Origin of the sequence: Streptomyces sp. 147326, from assembly GCF_045000215.1 — a bacterium.
Taxonomy (GTDB): domain Bacteria; phylum Actinomycetota; class Actinomycetes; order Streptomycetales; family Streptomycetaceae; genus Streptomyces.
In genome coordinates, this window is sequence record NZ_CP134201.1 from 2,009,381 (window position 1) to 2,027,007 (window position 17,627).

The following is a 17,627-nucleotide window of genomic DNA, read 5'->3' on the forward strand; positions in this document are numbered from 1 at the left end:
GAGCCGCCGCGGCGGCGCGGGCCAGATCACCGACGGCCCCGCCGGACCGGTCGTCAGACCACGAACCACACCTTCTCGATGCGCTCCGGGCCGACCTCGTACATCGCGACGGCCGGTCGGACCTCGCCGCCCATGAAACCGGTGACGCGTTCCTGGTCGATCACGATGCGGCCGCGGGTGACGCGGGACACGAGTTCCGCGTGCAGGTCCGGGCTCGACGCGAAGAGGGCGGCGTAGCGCTCCGCGAACGCCGGACCCGAGCGGTCGGCCATCACCTCACCCGACGGGAAGGCGTGCACCGGCACGTCCTTCACGTAGAAGGCGAGAAAACCCTCCAGGTCACGCGCGTTGTAGGCGGCGAGCTGGCCATCGACGATCTCCTCCGGAGACATCCGGCGAGTTCCTTTCCTCATCCCGCCGGCAGGGTGCGGCGGGAACGTGTACGGATGACGAGCAGCGCGCCCGCCAGTGCGGTCCGCCGGCCACGTGCACCCGGTCAGGAGCGGTTGCCGCGCTTGGCCGCGTAGTTGGCGCGGCCCTCCGCCGACTTGAGGCGCCAGTCGCGGCGGATCTCCGACCGGAGCCGCGCGTCCGTCTTCGCGACGATCCGCTGGTTCTCCCGCAGCAGCTTGCGGTAGCTGTCCAGGCGGCGTTCCGCCAGCTCCCCCGAGTCCAGCGCGGCCAGCACCGCGCACCCCGGCTCCGCCTCGTGCGCGCAGTCGTGGAAGCGGCAGTGCTCCGCGTACTCCTCGATCTCCGAGAAGACCTGGCCGACCCCAATCTCGGCGTCCCAGAGCCCGACGCCGCGCAGCCCCGGCGTGTCGATCAGGACGCCGCCGCCCGGCAGGGCGAGCAGGTTGCGGGTCGTCGTGGTGTGGCGGCCCTTGCCGTCGACCTCGCGGGCCTCCTGGACCTCCATGACCTCGGCGCCGAGCAGCGCGTTGGCCAGGGTGGACTTGCCGGCGCCGGAGACGCCGAGCAGCACGCTGGTACCGCCCGCGACGACGGCGGCGAGGACGTCCGTGCCCTCTCCGGTGACGGAGGAGACGGTCAGGACCTGGACGCCCGGCGCGGTGGCCTCCACGTCCTGGACCAGGTGTCCGAGCGTCACCGGGTCGGGGACGAGGTCCGCCTTGGTGAGGACGACCAGCGGCTGCGCCCCCGATTCCCAGGCCAGGGCCAGGAAACGCTCGATGCGCCCCAGGTCCAGTTCGACGGCGAGGGAGACGGCGATGATCGCGTGGTCGACGTTGGCGGCGAGGATCTGCCCCTCGGACCGCTGCGAGGAGGTGGAGCGCACGAAGGCGGTGCGGCGCGGCAGGTACGCCTTCACGTAGCGCGGGTGGCCCGCCGCCTCGACGGCGGCCCAGTCACCGGTGCAGATGACCCGCATCGGGTCGTGCGGGGTGACGAAGGCGGTGTCGGCGCGGACGATGCCGTCCGCGGTCATGACGTCGCACTGGCCGCGGTCGACGCGTACGACCCGGCCGGCCACGAGGCCCTGTTCGGCGTAGGGGGCGAACTCGGCCGCCCACGCGTCGTCCCAGCCGAAGGGGGCGAGGGCGTCCGCGAGCGAGGCCTGCGGAGAAGCGGAAACGGAAGAGGTGGAGAGGGAAGAGGTGGAGAAAGACGAGAGAGACAAGGGGAACCCTTCACAGGGTGGCCCCGGCCGCGGGCGCTCGCTCGGTGGCGGCGCGCGAAGGGGTGTGAGGTCAGCCGGAGACCACAGAAGTGACATTGATGGTCTTCTGAGTGCGGGCAGCGCCCTGCGCGACGACAGTCATCAACGAACTCACCTCCGGGTCATGCACGTTACTGAGGTCCTCCACCGGTCGGCGGGAACGGACCCACCGTAACAAGATCCCGCCCGCCGGGGCCACTTCTTTTTTCGCGGTGTCGCCGGACGTTCACGGACCGGCCGGGTACGTCGCCTGGGCGCGGCCGACGCCGGCCTCGAGGTCCAGGCTCCGGGAGGAGCCGGCGTCGTGCAGGGCCTCCGGGACCTCGCAGCGGCCGCTGCCGGTCGCGCAGCGGACCCGGAAGCGGGTGGCCGCGGGCACGGTGAGCTCGAGCCGGCCGGAGCCGATCCGGCCGGTCACCCGGTCCGGCGGGGTGACGAAGGAGGCGTCGGCCCGGCCGGAGCCGACCCGGAACTCCGCCTGGGGCCCGGTGAGGCCGGTGGCCCGCAGGCTGCCGGAGCCGACCTTCGCGCGCAGCGCTCCGCGCAGCCCCACGAGCTCGACCCGGCCGGAGTCGACCTCGGTGTCGACGGCGCCGCCCAGGCCGCTGAGGAAGACCCGGCCGGACCCGGCCGTCACCTTCACGGGGATGCCCTCCGGGACGGTCACCCCGAGCCGGACCGAGCAGGGCCCGGCGGCGGGCCAGAACTCCTCGCCGGGGCAGCGCGGGGTCAGCCGCAGCGTGTCGCCGAGCCAGCTCTCCTCAATGGTGGGCGCCTTGAACGACCAGCCGACCGTGGCGCGGTAGCCGACCTGCCGGTCCGCGCGGGGGGTCACGGTGACGTCCGCGTCCCCGCCCACGATCTCCAGCGCGGTCACCGGGCGGCCGCCACTGCCGCCGAACAGGGTGTCGCTGCGGGCGGTCCCGTAGGACCACGCCTGCCAGGTGGCCGGCGCCACGACGAGGAGCGCGCTCAGCAGCGCGGCGACCGTCCAGGCGAGCCGCTGCCGCGGACCGGCCGGGGCCCGGGCGGGAGAGGGCGCGCGGGCCGGTGTGGGGGCCCGTGCGGGGCCCGGGGCTCGCGGCGGCGCGGCGGCCGGCGTCACGGCGTGCCGTCCAGGAAGCGCAGGACCGCGAGGACCCGGCGGTGGTCGCCGTCGGCCGGCGGCAGGTCGAGTTTGGCGAAGATGCTGTTGATGTGCTTGGCCACCGCGCTCTCGCTCACGACGAGTTCGGCGGCGATCCCGGCGTTGGAGCGGCCCTCGGCCATCAGGGCCAGCACCTCGCGCTCGCGCGGGGTGAGGCGTTCCAGCGGGTCCGGTCCGCCGCCGCGGCGCAGCAGGAGCTGGGCGACGACCTGCGGGTCGAGTGCGGTGCCACCGGACGCGACGCGCCGCAGTGCGTCGATGAACTCCTCGACGTCGGCGACCCGTTGCTTGAGGAGGTAGCCGATGCCGGCGGCGCTCGGCGCGGCGAGCAGATCGGCGGCGTACCGTTCCTCCACGTACTGCGAGAGCAGCAGCACCGCCGTGCCGGGGCTCTGCCGGCGGATCATCAGGGCGGCCCGGACCCCCTCGTCGGTGAAGCCGGGCGGCATCCGCACGTCCACGAGCGCCAGTTCGGGGCGGTGTTGCTCGACGGCGGCGAGCAGGCCCTCGGCGTCCCCGGTCTCGGCGGCCACCTCGAAGCCGGCCATTTCGAGGACCTTGACGAGTCCTATCCGCAGCAGGACGGAGTCCTCGGCGATCACAGCCCGCACGGCAGCTCCACGGTGATGACGGTCGGGCCCCCGAGGGGGCTGTTGATCATGATGGTTCCGTCGACCGACCCTACGCGTTTGCGCAGGCCGACCAGGCCGGTTCCGCGGGCCGGGTCGGCCCCGCCCACCCCGTCGTCGGTGACGGTGACCCGCAGCAGGTCCCCGCTGCGGCCGGCCCCGCCGGGTGCGGCCGTGCGCACGGCCCGCACCGAACAGCGGCGCGCCCGGGCGTGCTTGGCCACGTTGGCCAGGGTCTCGGAGACCACGAAGTAGGCGACGGCCTCCACGGTGGCGCCCGGCCGCGTCGCGATGTCCACGGCCAGCTCCACGGGGAACGGGGCGCGGGCGGCGATCCCGGAGAGCGCCGCGTCGAGCCCGCGGTCCTCCAGTACGGCCGGATGCAGGCCCCGTACCAGGCTGTTGAGCTCCTCGATGGCCTCCTTCGCCTGGCGGTGCGCCTCGTCGATGACGGCCTTGGCCTCGGGCGGCAGATCGGGCAGGGTGGCGCGGGCGATGCCGAGGTTCATGGCGAGGGCGACCAGCCGCTGCTGCGCTCCGTCGTGCAGGTCCCGTTCGATCCGGCGTCGTTCGAGGTCGGCGGCGTCCAGCACCCCGGCCCGGCTCACCGCGAGGTCCTCGACGCGACGCTCCAGCTCCCGGGCGCGGTTCGGGCCGAGGAGGGCGGCCGCCGCGAAGGCGTCCAGCCGGGCGAAGAGGGCGGCGAGCCAGGGCGCGGCGAGCAGCAGCAGGATCCCGCCGACGGTGATGAGGTCGTAGTCGCCGGTCCAGCCGGGGGTACGGGTGTCCGCGGGCAGGAACCAGAACCAGCCGTAGACGGAAGCGGCCGCGACGCCGAAGGCCCAGGCCAGCACCACCAGCGCGCCGGCGGCCGCGGCGAGCGGGCTGACGAGCAGGTGGTAGCCGTACTGCCGCCAGGTCGCCTCGGAGCGCACCCGTTCCACCAGCCCGCGCAGGCTCGACCAGCGGTTCTCCCGTACGACCTCCGGCACGTCGAGGCCGAGCAGCGCCCAGAAGCGGCTGCGCTGGAGCGTGGTGAGCAGCGGGCCGAGCCCCAGCACCGCGAGCAGCGGGACCGGGCTGAGGCCGGGCGCCACGGACACGTAGGTGAAGCCGAGGAGCGCGGGCAGGGCCGGCGGGATCGCGGCCGTGGTGAAGACCGTGTTGCGCCGGGACCACGCCGACCACGGTGCGTGCGCCGCGATCCAGGTGTACGTGCGCCCCACCGCGCCGCGAAGTGCCATGACCCGTACGGTAATCGCACTGGTCAGGGACTTTCCATCACGCTGGCACCCGCCCGGGGGTGTACCTGGTGCCACCTCCGGTTCGGACAGTGGAGCCAGTGATCTCGACGGCGCGGCGGACGAGGCTGGTGGTGTGCCCGGGGGACGGACCGCCGGGCCGGAAGGAGACCCGCTGTCATGGCACTTGTCGCCCCGCAGGCCCGCACCTGGCGCACCCCCCGGCCGGCCACCGTGTTCACCTGCGCGGGGGTGGCGCTGCTCCCGTGGGTGCTGGTCCTGGCGAAGACGACGCCGCAGACCACCGAGGTCTCGAACTGGGCCACGGCGTGGATCGGCCTGGACCTGATGCTGGCCGCCGGGCTGACCGGGACCGGGATGCTGCTGCGCAGGGGCGACCCCCGGGTGTCGCCGGTCGCGGCGGCGACGGCCGCGCTGCTGGTGATGGACGCCTGGTTCGACGTCACGACCTCGGCCGGGACCGGTGGGCAGGGCATGGCGCTGCTGCTGGCGGCGGGCGCGGAGCTGCCGCTGGCACTGGCGTGCGCGATGGTGGCCGCCCGCCGCCGGGGCTGAGACCGTCCCACTGGACCGACGGTCCTCCGGGCGGCCCTCCCGGCAGACCGACCGGCGGACCGACCGGCGGCCCGACCGGCAGGCCTCCGGCCGCAGCGGTGTCCGTTTCGTTCAAGACGGGCGCCGCACGGCCTGCCTAGCCTGCTGTCATGACTCCACGACTCGACATGATCGGCCTGGTCGTCTCCGACATGGCCGCCTCGCTCGCCTTCTACCGCCGCCTCGGGCTGGACGTCCCGGCCGACGCCGACGGCCTGCCGCACGTGGAGGCCGCCCTTCCCGGCGGACTGCGGATCGGGTGGGACACCGAGGAGACCGTCCGCTCCTTCGACCCGTCCTGGACCCGCCCCACCGGCGACGGCCGCCGGGACCTGGCCTTCCTGTGCGACTCCCCCGCCGAGGTGGACTCCCTGTACGCGGAACTGACCGCCGCGGGGTACCAGGGCCACCTGAAGCCCTGGGACGCCTTCTGGGGGCAGCGCTACGCCGTCGTGCTCGACCCGGACGGCTGCGGCGTGTCCCTGTTCGCCCCGGCGGAGCCCGCCGCGTAGGCGGTCAGCGTGGTCCCGGCCAGCGCGCGCACCTCGCGGGCGAGGTGCGCCTGGTCGGCGTACCCGGCGGCCTGGGCCACCTCGGCGTACGGCATGCCCGCCCCGGCCAGCGCCAGGGCGCGCTGCAGCCGCAGGATCCGGCCGAGCGTCCGCGGCCCGTACCCGAAGGCGTCCAGGGAGCGGCGGCGCAGCTGACGCTCGCCGAGGCCGACCGCCTCGGCGATCCCGGCCACCGCCTGCCCCGCCCGGAGCCGCGCCGCGACCTCGGCGGCCAGCGGGTCGGGCGGCCCCGCCCCGGCCGCACGGCGCGCGGCCAGCGCCTCCAGTCCGGCGCGCGGATCCCCGTACGCCGCCACGCGTCCCGCGAGGCGCCGTACCTCCCGGGCCGGCCACAGCTCGGCGAGCTCCACGCGCCGGTCCCGCAGGGCCTGGGCCGGTACGCCGAGCAGCGCGGGCGCGGTGCCGGGCGCCAGCCGGATCCCGGCGACGGCGTCGCCCGGGACCTCTGCGGCGGGGTGCGGCCCGGTGTCGGGCCCGGCCACCAGCAGCCGCCCGTCGGCCCACAGCAGGTCCATGCACCCGTCGGGCAGCACCATCCGGCCGCGGCCCCGCGCCCGCCACAGCACGGCCCCGGGTACGTCCGCCGAAGGCGCTTCCTCGTACACCCCTCCAGCGTAGGGCGAAGATCGACGGCTCTCCCGTGAACCGGTCAGTGTTTGCGCAGCCGCGACGAGTAGTCCTCGGGCGGCAGGAACTTCGACCACCGCTCCGGGAACTCCGACGGCATCCCGCCGTCCTCGTCGTCCTCCGACTCGCCCTCGGCCATGGCCCGCCAGGCCGCGGCCCGCGCGATCAGCTGCGCGGCCTCCAGCTCCCGGGCCCGCTCGTTCGCCTCGCGCGCCGCCGCCGTGGCCACGGACGGCCAGACCCGGTCGATGGCGGCGTTGACGGCCGCGCCGACCAGCACCGCGAAGGCCGAGATGCCGATCCACAGCAGCACCGCCACGGGCGCCGCCAGCGATCCGTAGATCGTCGGCCCCTCCACGGTGTTGGTGAGGTAGATGCGCAGCAGGAACGAGCCCAGCACCCACATGGCGAGGGCCACCAGCGCGCCCGGCACGTCCTCGATCCACGGCGAACGCACCGGTACGGACACGTGGTAGAGCGTCGTCAGGAAGACGATGGACAGCAGGGTGACGGTCGGCCAGTACAGCACCGCGATCACGCTGGTGCCCCAGGGGACCAGCTCGATCACGGCGTCCGGCCCCACCACCATCAGCGGCAGCACGATCGCCCCGATCACCAGGGCGATGATGTAGAGCACGAAGGCCAGCAGCCGGGTCTTGACGATGCCGCGCTGGCCGTCGAGCCCGTACATCACGGTGATGGTGTCGATGAAGACGTTGACGGCGCGCGAGCCCGACCACAGGGCGAAGGCGAAGCCGAGCGAGATCAGGTCGGGGCGGCCGCGCCCCGTCACGTCGTCGAGCATCGGTTTGGCGATGTCGTTCACGCCCCGGTCGGACAGCACCGTGCCGACCGCGCCCAGGATGTTCTCCTCGATGCTGGCGACCGTCGTCTCGCCCGTCCAGCCGTCCACGTAGCCGAGCAGGCCCAGCAGGCCGAGGAAGAGCGGGGGCAGCGAGAGCAGCGTGAAGAACGCCGCCTCGGCCGCCAGGCCGAGGATGCGGTACTCGATGCACGAGTTGACGGTGTCCTTCAGCAGCAGCCAGCCCATCTTCCGCTTCGAGACGTTGCGGTAGAGGGCGCGGGCCCGGTGGAGCCGTCCTGGGGGTCCCGGGATCCGCTCGGGTGTTTCTTTTGCTGGCTGCACGTCCTTACGGTATCCGCATGGCAGCCACCACCCACACAGTCAGCAACCAGGCCCCGCCCCTGGTGGGCTACGACGTCTACGGCGGCGATCGGGCCCTCACCGAGGGCGTCGAGCGTCACCTCGCATCCGCGGAACCCGAACTCCTCGGCGAGGTACGAGAGGAGCTCACCGGTCTCGGGCGGGCGGCCGGTTCCGCGCAGGCCCAGGAATGGGGCGTGCAGGCGAACGAGAACCCGCCGAAACTGCGGACGCACGACCGGTACGGGAACCGGATCGACGAGGTGGAGTTCCACCCGGCCTGGCACCGGCTGCTCGGGCACGCCGTGACCTCCGGGCTCACCGACGCCTGGGGGCGTCCGGCCGGGCATCTGCGCCGGGCCGCCGGGTTCTTCCTGTGGTCGCAGGCCGAGGCGGGGCACGGCTGCCCGGTCTCGATGACGCACGCCGCCGTACCGGCGCTGCGGGCCGATCCGGCGCTCGCCGCCGAGTGGGAGCCGCGGCTGACCTCGCACGTGTACGAGCAGGGCCTGCGGCCGGCGGCGCAGAAGGCCGGCGTGCTGTTCGGCATGGGGATGACGGAGAAGCAGGGCGGCAGCGACGTACGGGCGAACACGACGGCCGCGGTGCCGCTGGACGCGTCCGGCGAGTACCTGCTGACCGGGCACAAGTGGTTCTGCTCGGCGCCGATGTGCGACGGATTCCTGGTGCTGGCGCAGGCTCCGGGCGGACTGACCTGCTTCCTGGTGCCGCGGGTGCTGCCGGACGGCACGCGCAACGTCTTCGCGATCCAGAGGCTGAAGGACAAGCTGGGCAACAAGTCGAACGCGTCGAGCGAGGTGGAGTTCGACGGGACCTGGGCGCGGCGGGTGGGCGAGGAGGGCCGGGGGGTGCGGACCATCATCGAGATGGTCGCGGCGACCCGGCTGGACTGCGTCATCGGCTCGGCCTCGCTGATGCGGCAGGCGCTGACGCAGGCCGTGCACCACGCGGAGCACCGCTCTGCTTTCGGAGCACCCCTCATCGACCAGCCGCTGATGCGCAACGTGCTCGCCGACCTCGCCCTGGAGTCGGAGGCCGCCACGACCTTGACCCTGCGCCTGGCGGCCGCCTACGACACCGGGACGGAGCAGGAGAAGGCCTTCCTGCGCCTCGCCGTGCCCGCCGCCAAGTACTGGGTGACCAAGCGCTGTACGCCGATGGTCGCGGAGGCCCTGGAATGTCTGGGTGGCAACGGCTACGTCGAGGAGTCCGGGCTGCCGAGACTGCTGCGCGAATCCCCGCTGAACTCCATCTGGGAGGGCTCGGGCAACGTACAGGCGCTGGACGTACTCCGTGCCCTGCAGCGCGAGCCCCAGGCGCTGGGCGCCTTCCTCCAGGAGGTCGGCTTGGCGCGGGGCGCCGACCACCGGCTGGATTCGGCCATCAAGGACCTGCTGACGGAGCTCGCCGACCTGGAGGGCATCGAGGCGCGGGCCCGCCGCGTGGTGGAGCGCATGGCGCTGGTGCTGCAGGGATCGCTGCTGGTGCGCTGGGCTCCGCCGGAGGTCGCGGACGCGTTCTGCGCCTCCCGGCTGGGCGGCGACTGGGGCACGGCCTTCGGCACGCTGCCGCACAGCCTCGATCTCGGCGCGGTGGTGGAACGGGCGCGGATCGCGGGCTGACGGGCGCGGATCGCGGACTGGGGAGGAGCCCCCGTCGGGCTCCCCTGCGGTCCCCAAACCGCTCCGAGCCGTGATCCGGGCCCGTCGACCGGTTCAGAGGTGGCGCCGCGCCGACTCGGCACCACCTCTGTTCCGAAGCCCCGAGGAGGAGCTGTCACGCCGCTCGGCGGCGTCCGGACAGTTTCGGTCGGGCGACCGGGACTTGGCGAGAGTTGCATACCGTTGCAACCTTTGAGTCGGCAGCCGCCCGCCGGGGCGCCGGGGATGCGGAACGCGGACCGCCCGGGCGGCTCGCGTCGTACGTCCTGTTCGCACGGGGAGGTTCCGGTGGCCGACACCACAGGCAGCACGGTCGATGTGGCACGCATCTCGGCCATGGACGCGCGGGCGGCGGCGCGTCTGCTCAAGGGGGTACGGGCGGCCGCGCTGGCCGGGGACCGCCCCCCGGCCGCGCCGAGACCGGAGATCGCCGAGTCCTGGCGGCGGATGCTGGCGGGCGGCGTGCACCCGGACCGGGACGCGCGCTCGCGGATGCTGTCGGCCGCCGAGACGGAGGAGCGGCGGCAGGGGTCGCCGCTGCGGGAGATCCTCCCCGTGCTGCGGGAGGGCCTGCTGCCCGCGCTGGACGAGGCCCTGCACATCATGGTCGTCGCGGACGCGGACGGGCGGCTGCTGTGGCGGGAGGGCCACTCCTCGATCCTGCGCAAGGCCGACCGGCTCGGCTTCTCGGTAGGGGCCGACTGGGACGAGGCCGTGGTCGGCACCAACGGGGTGGGCACGGCGCTGGTGGCCCGGCGGCCGGTGCAGGTGTTCTCGGCGGAGCACTTCGTCTCCAGCCACCACGACTGGACCTGCGCCGGGGCGCCCGTACGGGACCCGCGGGACGGGCGGCTGCTGGGCGTGGTCGACGTCAGCGGGCCGCTGGCCACCATGCACCCGGCGACGCTGGCCTGGGTGAGCTCGGTGGCCCGGCTCGCCGAGCGCGAGCTGCGGATCCGGCACCTGGAGTCGCTGGAGCGGCTGCGGACGGTGGCGTCCCCTCTGCTGGCCCGGCTGCCGGGACGGGCGCTGGCCGTGGACCCGGACGGCTGGACGGCGGCGGTGACGGGGCTGGCGCCCACGGACCGGATCCCGCTGCCGAAGACCTTCGGACCGGGCCGGGTGTGGGTGCCGAGGCTCGGCGACTGCGTGGTGGAGCCGCTGCCCGGCGGCTGGCTGCTGCGGGTCGCGCACGAGCGTACGAGCACGGCGGCGACCCGGATCGTCCTGGACCTCAGCCGGGCGGGATCCTGGTCGGCGACGGTGTACGGGTCCTCCGGGAGCTGGTCGCAGGAGCTGAGCCCGCGCCACGCGGAGCTGCTGTTCCTGCTGGCGGACAGCCCGCGGGGACGCTCGGCGGCCGAACTGTCCGCGGAGCTGTTCGGGGACCCGGCGCGCACGGTGACGGTCCGCGCGGAGCTGTCCCGCGTCCGCCGCCACTTCGCGGGTGTCCTGACCCACCGGCCGTACCGCTTCGCGGAGGACGTGGAGGTGGAGCTGATCCGCCCCGAGGACCCGGCCGCGCTGCTCCCGCACTCCACCGCCCCCGCGGTGATCAGGGCCCGCCTGGGGCGCCGGGGGCCCGCCGTGATTCCCTGAAGGGCATGAGCACCCTCACCCTCACCACCTGGTCCCTGGAAATGACCTCCCCGTCGGACCTCGTCCCGGCGTCCGTACCGGGCCCTGAGATCACGATCTCGCGGGCGGAGGTCCCGTCCCCGGAGTTCAGCCGCTTCCTCTACGCCTCGGTGGGCGGCGACATCCACTGGACGGACCGCCTGTCGCTGACGCGGGCGCAGTGGGTGGAGCAGCTGGGCCGGCCGGGGGTGGAGACGTGGGTGGCGTACGACCGCGGCACGCCGGCGGGGTACGTGGAGTTCGACCCGCAGGACGACGGTGTGGTGGAGATCATGTACTTCGGCCTCCTCCCGGACTTCCGCGGCCGCCGCATCGGCGGGCACCTGCTGTCGGTGGGCATCGCCCGGGCGTGGGACCTCGCGGAGCGCTGGCCGGAGCGCGAGCCGACCCGCCGCGTCTGGCTCCACACCTGCAGCCAGGACGGCCCGACGGCGATGGAGAACTACCAGCGGCGCGGCTTCAAGGTCTTCAGGACGGAGACGGAGTCCAAGGAGGACACCCCGACCCCGGGCCCCTGGCCGGGCGCGTAGGCCCTGCCGGGTCCGGGGGCGTCACTTGCCCTGCCGGACCGAGACGCGCAGGTTCTCGTCCCGGTCGCGCTCGACGAACAGGGCGGCGCCGCCCAGGTCGGGGTGGTACGGCACCTCCACCCCGGCGCCCAGCGCCTCGGCGTTCCCCGTGGCGGAGGTGAGGTCGAGCCGGGCGCCGACCCGGCCGTCCGCGGCGTCGCCCTCCACGAGGCCGTAGGCCGTTCCGTCGTCCCGTACCGACCGCACGGCGATCGCCTTGGTGTTGCCGTCGCCCTTCAAGCAGACGCCCTGCCCCCGCTCCAGGTCGAAGGCGACGGGACCGGCGGCGAGGAACCGTCCGGCGGGCGAGGTGACCACCTCGTGGTTGCGGTAGCCGCGGCCGGACCCGCTGTGGCCCTCCTCGTAGCCGCAACTCATGCGGGCGAGCACCCGGCCGGACGCCATGTCGTGCACCGACCAGGTGGGGAGCGTCCCCGGGGCGGCCTTCTCGTCCTTGTCCCACTGGACCAGGGCCTTGCCGCCGGCCACGCCGTACACCCACCCGTTCCAGCCCGTGTAGGGCCCTGCCTTCGAGGGCACCCCGTCGGGCCGCACCGAGTCGCTGAACCAGCGGCCCGGGACGCCGAACCCGCCGGCCAGGTCGACCAGCGGACCTGCGGGGCCCACCGCCATCACGGCGGCCCTGCAGGCCGGCGAGTCCTTGCACTGGGGCAGCAGCGAGGCGGGGGCGTCGTACGGGGTGACGGTCCCGGTGACCAGGTCGACCGCGGACGCGTGCGTCGGATAGGCGCCCGGGCCGCCGTGGGCGACGATCAGCCGGCCGCCCCCGGCCTGGACCCTGACCTCACCGGGGTCGGCCTTCAGCGGTACGTCGATCTCCCGGACCGGCTTGACGCCCTGCCCCTTCGCGTCCGCGGGGTACAGCGCGAGGCGCACCACCTCGGTGCCCTCGTGGAGCTCGTCCTTGCCGGTCAGGCCGTGGCCCGCCAGGACGACGAACTTCTGCCCGTCCTGCTCCACTGCGAGCACCCGGGGCACCACCTCGTGCTTGTCCGCGGAGGGCAGCGGGACCGGGGGGCGCCAGTCCGCCGAGGTCCACCGGGCCTTCCCGTCGGCGGCCGCCCGGACCTGCACGGTGTAGCCGGCGCCCACGTCCATGACGGCGACCGCGGCGGCGCCGGGCACCACGGCCACGGGCTGGGGCGCGTTCACCGGCACCCAGGGCAGGGTCTGGTCCCAGCCACGGCCGGCGTCCCACGCGGCGGGCACCCCGAACGCCGCGAGCGGTTCGGCCGTGCGGCTCCGCGCCGCTCCCCCGCTGCCCTTCGCCGCGTCCGGCGGGGTGTCCGCCCCGCCCCCGCAGCCGCCCGACAGCCCCACCGCGGCCACGACCGCGACGGCGGCCGCCGTTCTCCCCGTGCGCATGCGTCGTTCCCCCATCTCCTGATGATCAAGACCAGGGGACCTAGGCGAACCGGAAGGGCTCCGCAGAGCGGAACGTAGACTTCCGGATGCCCGGCGGGAGGGCCCCGAGGTGACGCAGAACACAGCATCCCGCCATACGAGACAGAACTGTCCGAATCATGGACAGTAGTGGACTCCTCCAAGACACGCATGCCACGCTTCCCCCTATGAATGGAGCTGGAATTGCCTTGGTGAGTCGGCGGCACGTCGACCTCGGCCGCATGTCCAGCGCCATCTGTCCGGCGCGCTGAACGGAACCAGCCACGCCGCACATCGTCGCCGTCCCCGCCGCCGCGGACGCGCCGATCACCCGCTAGCCCCCTGTGGCCGATGTCCCGCCCTGCCCGCCGGCAACCCCGGCAACGGCGCGGAATCAGCCACACCCGCTCAGAGTCGCAGACCTGACAGGGGCACGCTGCCGCCGCTCTGCCTCCCCCTGCCCTTGCCTCGAGCCGCCGAAGAAGGACGTACCGCCATGGCCGCCACCCCCGAAACGCCTGCAGCCGCACCCGCAGCCGCCGCGCGCCGCAAGACCGGCCGTCACCGCGGTGAGGGCCAGTGGGCCGTCGGACACCACACGCCCCTCAACGGCAACGAGCAGTTCAAGAAGGACGACGACGGTCTCAACGTGCGGACACGCATTGAGACGATCTACTCCAAGCGCGGCTTCGACTCGATCGACCCCAACGACCTGCGCGGCCGCATGCGCTGGTGGGGCCTCTACACCCAGCGCAAGCCCGGGATCGACGGCGGCAAGACCGCGATCCTGGAGCCGGAGGAGCTGGACGACGAGTTCTTCATGCTGCGCGTCCGCATCGACGGCGGCCGGCTGACGACCGAGCAGCTCCGCGTCATCGGCGAGATCTCCCAGGAGTTCGCGCGCGGCACCGCCGACCTCACCGACCGCCAGAACGTGCAGTACCACTGGATCCGGATCGAGGACGTCCCGGAGATCTGGCGCCGCCTGGAGGCCGTCGGCCTCTCCACCACCGAGGCCTGCGGTGACACGCCCCGCGTCATCCTCGGTTCGCCCGTCGCCGGCATCGCCCAGGACGAGATCATCGACGGCACCCCCGCCATCGACGAGATCTACCGCCGCATCGTGGGCAACAAGGACTTCTCCAACCTGCCCCGCAAGTTCAAGTCCGCGGTCTCCGGCTCGCCGCTGCTCGACGTGGCGCACGAGATCAACGACATCGCCTTCGTCGGCGTGAACCACCCCGAGCACGGTCCGGGCTTCGACGTCTGGGTCGGCGGCGGTCTGTCCACCAACCCCAAGCTGGGCGTGCGCCTGGGCACCTGGGTCTCGCTCGACGAGGTCCCGGACGTCTACGAGGGCGTCATCTCGATCTTCCGCGACTACGGCTACCGCCGGCTGCGCACCCGCGCCCGCCTGAAGTTCCTCGTCGCCGACTGGGGCCCGGCCAAGTTCCGCCAGGTCCTGGAGGACGAGTACCTGCAGCGCAAGCTGACCGACGGCCCCGCTCCCGAGCAGCCGACCGGCCAGTGGCGCGACCACGTGGGCGTCCACCAGCAGCAGGACGGCAAGTTCTACGTCGGCTTCGCCCCCCGCGTGGGCCGCGTGGACGGCGCCACCCTGACCAAGATCGCGGACATCGCCGAGCAGCACGGCTCCGGCCGCCTGCGCACCACCGCCGAGCAGAAGATGATCGTGCTCGACATCGAGGCCGACCGGGTCGACTCGGTGGTCGGGGCGCTGGAGGCGCTGGACCTGCGGGTCAAGCCGTCCCCGTTCCGCCGCGGCACGATGGCCTGCACCGGCATCGAGTTCTGCAAGCTGGCCATCGTCGAGACGAAGGCGCGCGGCGCCTCGCTGATCGACGAACTGGAGCGCCGCCTGCCGGACTTCGCCGAGCCGCTCACGATCAACATCAACGGCTGCCCGAACGCCTGCGCCCGTATCCAGGTGGCGGACATCGGTCTCAAGGGGCAGCTGGTCCTGGACGACGACGGCAACCAGGTGGAGGGCTACCAGGTCCACCTGGGCGGCGCCCTCGGCCTGGAGGCCGGCTTCGGCCGCAAGGTCCGCGGCCTCAAGGTCACCTCGGCCGGTCTGCCCGACTACGTCGAGCGGGTCGTCAAGAGCTACGAGGAGCAGCGCGAGGACGGCGAGCGCTTCGCGGCATGGGTCGCCCGCGCGGACGAGAAGAGCCTCTCGTGAGCGAGCGCGCCGCACCGTTCTACTGCCCGTACTGCGGCGACGAGGACCTGTTTCCCCACGAGGCGGGCCACGGCGCGTGGGAATGCAGGGCCTGCAACCGAGCCTTCCAGCTGAAGTACCTCGGGCTGCTGGCCCGCGGTGTCCGATCCGATTCAGCTGGAGGGGACGAGATATGACCACCACTCAAGACGCGAGTCTCACGAACGTGGACCTCAAGGCCACGGATCTGAAGGCACTGGCCGAGCGGGCGGGCCGGGACCTGGAGGACGCCTCCGCGCTGGACATCCTGCGCTGGGCGGCCGGGACCTTCGGCGGCAAGTTCGCCGTGACCTCCTCCATGGAGGACGCGGTCGTCGCCCACCTGGCCTCGCGCGTCTTCCCCGGCGTGGACGTGGTCTTCCTCGACACGGGCTACCACTTCGAGGAGACCATCGGCACCCGTGACGCGGTCGAGGCGGTGATGGACGTCAACGTCATCACGCTCACCCCGCGCCGGACGGTGGCCGAACAGGACGCGGAGCACGGCCCGAAGCTGCACGACCGCGACCCCGACCTGTGCTGCGCACTGCGCAAGGTCAAGCCGCTGGAAGAGGGCCTGACCGCGTACGACGCGTGGGCGACGGGCCTGCGCCGCGACGAGTCCCCGACCCGGGCGAACACCCCGGTCGTCGGCTGGGACGAGAAGCGGCGGAAGGTCAAGGTCTCCCCGATCGCACGGTGGACCCAGGACGACGTGGACGCATATGTTGCCGATCATGGAGTTCTCACCAACCCGCTGCTGATGGACGGTTACACCTCCGTCGGCTGCGCCCCCTGCACCCGGCGCGTGGCGGAGGGCGAGGACGCGCGGGCCGGCCGGTGGGCCGGGCGGGGCAAGACCGAGTGCGGACTGCACGGCTGATGACGAGCAGCGCGACGACCAGCGTGACGACCAGCGTGACGACGAGCGAAGAACTTACGGAGACAGAGCAGATGAGCGTGAGCGACCAGGGCGCCACCGTGTGGCTGACCGGGCTGCCGAGCGCGGGCAAGACCACCATCGCCTACGCGCTGGCCGAGCGGCTGCGCGCCGAGGGCCACCGCGTGGAGGTCCTCGACGGTGACGAGATCCGTGAGTTCCTCTCCGCCGGCCTCGGTTTCAGCCGCGAGGACCGGCACACCAACGTGCAGCGGATCGGCTTCGTCGCCGAGCTCCTCGCGAGCAACGGCGTCAAGGCGCTGGTGCCGGTGATCGCACCGTTCGCGGAGAGCCGTGAGGCCGTCCGCGAGCGGCACGCGGCCGCCGCGACGGACTACCTCGAAGTGCACGTGGCCACTCCGGTCGAGGTGTGCTCCGAGCGTGACGTCAAGGGCCTGTATGCCAAGCAGGCGGCGGGCGAGATCTCCGGTCTGACCGGGGTCGACGACCCGTACGAGGCACCGGAGTCCCCGGACCTCCGTATCGAGTCGCACACGCAGACCGTGCAGGAGTCGGCTTCGGCCCTGCACGCGCTGCTCACCGAGAGGGGCCTGGCATGACCGCCACCGTCGCACACGTCCACGAAGGGACGGACGCGCCCTACGCGCTGTCGCACCTCGACGCCCTCGAGTCGGAGGCCGTGCACATCTTCCGCGAGGTGGCGGGCGAGTTCGAGAAGCCGGTGATCCTGTTCTCCGGCGGCAAGGACTCCATCGTCATGCTGCACCTGGCGCTGAAGGCGTTCGCGCCGGCGCCGGTGCCCTTCACGCTGCTGCACGTCGACACGGGCCACAACTTCCCCGAGGTGCTGGAGTACCGCGACCGCACGGTCGAGAAGCACGGACTGCGTCTGCACGTGGCGTCCGTCCAGGACTACATCGACGCGGGCAAGCTGCGCGAGCGTCCGGACGGCACCCGCAACCCGCTGCAGACCGTCCCGCTGACCGAGGCGATCCAGAGCCTCAAGTTCGACGCCGTCTTCGGCGGCGGCCGACGCGACGAGGAGAAGGCCCGCGCCAAGGAGCGGGTGTTCAGCCTCCGTGACGAGTTCTCCCAGTGGGACCCGCGCCGCCAGCGCCCCGAGCTGTGGCAGCTCTACAACGGCCGCCACGCGCCCGGCGAGCACGTGCGCGTCTTCCCGCTGTCCAACTGGACCGAGCTGGACGTCTGGCAGTACATCGCCCGCGAGGGCATCGAGCTCCCGGAGATCTACTTCGCCCACGAGCGCGAGGTGTTCCTGCGCAACGGCATGTGGCTGACGGCCGGCGAGTGGGGCGGCGCGAAGGAGGGCGAGACGCCCGAAACGCGTCTCATCCGCTACCGCACCGTCGGTGACATGTCCTGCACCGGCGCCGTCGACTCCGACGCCGCCACGCTGGACGCCGTGATCGCCGAGATCGCCGTCTCCCGCCTCACCGAGCGGGGTGCCACCCGCGCCGACGACAAGATGTCCGAGGCCGCGATGGAAGACCGCAAGCGCGAAGGGTACTTCTAGA

The 17,627-nt window shown here is 73.2% G+C and carries 19 protein-coding genes; 11 read left to right on the forward strand and 8 right to left on the reverse strand.

The annotated features are described in order from the left end of the window. Positions 1-53 precede the first annotated feature (53 nt). The 5 genes from RIU97_RS09065 to RIU97_RS09085 all read right to left on the reverse strand — a co-directional run bounded on the left by RIU97_RS09065 (position 54) and on the right by RIU97_RS09085 (position 4,701). Complete coding sequence (locus RIU97_RS09065; protein ID WP_404954996.1) at positions 54-392, reverse strand: nuclear transport factor 2 family protein; 339 nt, start codon at positions 390-392, stop codon at positions 54-56. A gap of 104 nt (positions 393-496) precedes the next feature. Beyond that, positions 497-1,642 (reverse strand): ribosome small subunit-dependent GTPase A, encoded by a 1,146-nt coding sequence (gene rsgA / locus RIU97_RS09070; protein ID WP_404954998.1) that lies wholly within the window; start codon positions 1,640-1,642, stop codon positions 497-499. A 265-nt stretch (positions 1,643-1,907) separates the two neighbouring features. Beyond that, on the reverse strand, positions 1,908-2,786 hold the full coding sequence (locus RIU97_RS09075; RefSeq protein ID WP_404955000.1) for a hypothetical protein: 879 nt from the start codon (positions 2,784-2,786) through the stop codon (positions 1,908-1,910). Then, positions 2,783-3,439 carry a response regulator gene (locus RIU97_RS09080; RefSeq protein ID WP_404955002.1) on the reverse strand — a complete coding sequence of 219 codons (657 nt, stop codon included), beginning with the start codon at positions 3,437-3,439 and terminating at the stop codon, positions 2,783-2,785. Before RIU97_RS09080 ends, RIU97_RS09075 begins: the two co-directional genes overlap by 4 nt. Continuing rightward, complete coding sequence (locus tag RIU97_RS09085; RefSeq protein ID WP_404955004.1) at positions 3,427-4,701, reverse strand: histidine kinase; 1,275 nt, start codon at positions 4,699-4,701, stop codon at positions 3,427-3,429. The genes RIU97_RS09080 and RIU97_RS09085 overlap by 13 nt, the downstream gene beginning before the upstream one ends. 177 nt (positions 4,702-4,878) lie before the next feature. Between RIU97_RS09085 and RIU97_RS09090 the strand changes: the two genes are divergently transcribed. Together RIU97_RS09090 and RIU97_RS09095 are read left to right on the forward strand one after the other, a co-directional pair. Then, complete coding sequence (locus RIU97_RS09090; RefSeq protein WP_404955006.1) at positions 4,879-5,274, forward strand: hypothetical protein; 396 nt, start codon at positions 4,879-4,881, stop codon at positions 5,272-5,274. Positions 5,275-5,423: 149 nt separating this feature from the next. Continuing rightward, entirely contained in the window at positions 5,424-5,825 is a 402-nt protein-coding gene (locus RIU97_RS09095; RefSeq protein ID WP_404955008.1) for a VOC family protein, read from the forward strand. On the opposite strand, the gene RIU97_RS09100 is transcribed toward RIU97_RS09095, so the two are convergent. Beyond that, the gene (locus RIU97_RS09100; protein ID WP_404955010.1) at positions 5,756-6,490 is read right to left on the reverse strand and encodes a helix-turn-helix domain-containing protein; all 735 of its coding nucleotides are present in this window, start codon (positions 6,488-6,490) and stop codon (positions 5,756-5,758) included. The two genes, RIU97_RS09095 and RIU97_RS09100, sit on opposite strands and share 70 nt — an antisense overlap. A 44-nt stretch (positions 6,491-6,534) precedes the next feature. Beyond that, entirely contained in the window at positions 6,535-7,659 is a 1,125-nt protein-coding gene (locus RIU97_RS09105; RefSeq protein ID WP_404955012.1) for a YihY/virulence factor BrkB family protein, read from the reverse strand. Between the two features lie 17 nt (positions 7,660-7,676). On the opposite strand from RIU97_RS09105, the gene RIU97_RS09110 reads away from it, so the two are divergent. The 3 genes from RIU97_RS09110 (at position 7,677) to RIU97_RS09120 (ending at position 11,527) form a co-directional block, all read left to right on the forward strand. Beyond that, positions 7,677-9,320 (forward strand): acyl-CoA dehydrogenase family protein, encoded by a 1,644-nt coding sequence (locus RIU97_RS09110; RefSeq protein ID WP_404955014.1) that lies wholly within the window; start codon positions 7,677-7,679, stop codon positions 9,318-9,320. A 375-nt stretch (positions 9,321-9,695) separates the two neighbouring features. Further along, the gene (locus tag RIU97_RS09115; protein ID WP_404962795.1) at positions 9,696-10,958 is read left to right on the forward strand and encodes a GAF domain-containing protein; all 1,263 of its coding nucleotides are present in this window, start codon (positions 9,696-9,698) and stop codon (positions 10,956-10,958) included. 5 nt (positions 10,959-10,963) lie between these two features. Next, a complete protein-coding gene (locus RIU97_RS09120) occupies positions 10,964-11,527 on the forward strand; it encodes a GNAT family N-acetyltransferase (RefSeq protein WP_404955016.1) in 564 nt (187 codons plus the stop codon). 21 nt (positions 11,528-11,548) lie between these two features. On the opposite strand, the gene RIU97_RS09125 is transcribed toward RIU97_RS09120, so the two are convergent. Then, positions 11,549-12,952: a hypothetical protein gene (locus RIU97_RS09125; protein WP_404955018.1), complete on the reverse strand. Its 1,404-nt coding sequence runs from the start codon at positions 12,950-12,952 to the stop codon at positions 11,549-11,551. 206 nt (positions 12,953-13,158) lie between these two features. Here RIU97_RS09125 and RIU97_RS09130 point away from each other — a divergent pair, with 206 nt between their 5' ends. The 6 genes from RIU97_RS09130 to cysD all read left to right on the forward strand — a co-directional run bounded on the left by RIU97_RS09130 (position 13,159) and on the right by cysD (position 17,626). Next, the gene (locus RIU97_RS09130) at positions 13,159-13,242 is read left to right on the forward strand and encodes a putative leader peptide (protein WP_312847410.1); all 84 of its coding nucleotides are present in this window, start codon (positions 13,159-13,161) and stop codon (positions 13,240-13,242) included. A gap of 224 nt (positions 13,243-13,466) precedes the next feature. Further along, positions 13,467-15,173 (forward strand): nitrite/sulfite reductase, encoded by a 1,707-nt coding sequence (locus RIU97_RS09135; RefSeq protein WP_404955020.1) that lies wholly within the window; start codon positions 13,467-13,469, stop codon positions 15,171-15,173. Then, on the forward strand, positions 15,170-15,349 hold the full coding sequence (locus tag RIU97_RS09140) for a hypothetical protein (RefSeq protein ID WP_319724591.1): 180 nt from the start codon (positions 15,170-15,172) through the stop codon (positions 15,347-15,349). The genes RIU97_RS09135 and RIU97_RS09140 overlap by 4 nt, the downstream gene beginning before the upstream one ends. Further along, positions 15,346-16,074 (forward strand): phosphoadenylyl-sulfate reductase, encoded by a 729-nt coding sequence (locus tag RIU97_RS09145; RefSeq protein ID WP_404955023.1) that lies wholly within the window; start codon positions 15,346-15,348, stop codon positions 16,072-16,074. The genes RIU97_RS09140 and RIU97_RS09145 overlap by 4 nt, the downstream gene beginning before the upstream one ends. Before the next feature lie 71 nt (positions 16,075-16,145). Then, complete coding sequence (gene cysC, locus RIU97_RS09150; protein WP_404955025.1) at positions 16,146-16,691, forward strand: adenylyl-sulfate kinase; 546 nt, start codon at positions 16,146-16,148, stop codon at positions 16,689-16,691. Continuing rightward, the gene (gene cysD, locus RIU97_RS09155; RefSeq protein ID WP_361770335.1) at positions 16,688-17,626 is read left to right on the forward strand and encodes a sulfate adenylyltransferase subunit CysD; all 939 of its coding nucleotides are present in this window, start codon (positions 16,688-16,690) and stop codon (positions 17,624-17,626) included. Before cysC ends, cysD begins: the two co-directional genes overlap by 4 nt. Position 17,627 lies beyond the last annotated feature (1 nt).

Bases quoted from the DNA above. Each gene is read 5' to 3' on its own strand.
- RIU97_RS09095 (WP_404955008.1), top strand. From the start codon at position 5,424: ATGACTCCACGACTCGACATGATCGGCCTGGTCGTCTCCGACATGGCC.
- RIU97_RS09065 (WP_404954996.1), bottom strand. From the start codon at position 392: ATGTCTCCGGAGGAGATCGTCGATGGCCAGCTCGCCGCCTACAACGCG.
- RIU97_RS09130 (WP_312847410.1), top strand. From the start codon at position 13,159: ATGAATGGAGCTGGAATTGCCTTGGTGAGTCGGCGGCACGTCGACCTC.
- RIU97_RS09090 (WP_404955006.1), top strand. From the start codon at position 4,879: ATGGCACTTGTCGCCCCGCAGGCCCGCACCTGGCGCACCCCCCGGCCG.
- RIU97_RS09085 (WP_404955004.1), bottom strand. From the start codon at position 4,701: ATGGCACTTCGCGGCGCGGTGGGGCGCACGTACACCTGGATCGCGGCG.
- cysD (WP_361770335.1), top strand. From the start codon at position 16,688: ATGACCGCCACCGTCGCACACGTCCACGAAGGGACGGACGCGCCCTAC.
- RIU97_RS09135 (WP_404955020.1), top strand. From the start codon at position 13,467: ATGGCCGCCACCCCCGAAACGCCTGCAGCCGCACCCGCAGCCGCCGCG.
- RIU97_RS09110 (WP_404955014.1), top strand. From the start codon at position 7,677: ATGGCAGCCACCACCCACACAGTCAGCAACCAGGCCCCGCCCCTGGTG.
- RIU97_RS09125 (WP_404955018.1), bottom strand. From the start codon at position 12,952: ATGCGCACGGGGAGAACGGCGGCCGCCGTCGCGGTCGTGGCCGCGGTG.
- RIU97_RS09115 (WP_404962795.1), top strand. From the start codon at position 9,696: ATGGACGCGCGGGCGGCGGCGCGTCTGCTCAAGGGGGTACGGGCGGCC.
- RIU97_RS09120 (WP_404955016.1), top strand. From the start codon at position 10,964: ATGAGCACCCTCACCCTCACCACCTGGTCCCTGGAAATGACCTCCCCG.
- RIU97_RS09145 (WP_404955023.1), top strand. From the start codon at position 15,346: ATGACCACCACTCAAGACGCGAGTCTCACGAACGTGGACCTCAAGGCC.
- cysC (WP_404955025.1), top strand. From the start codon at position 16,146: ATGAGCGTGAGCGACCAGGGCGCCACCGTGTGGCTGACCGGGCTGCCG.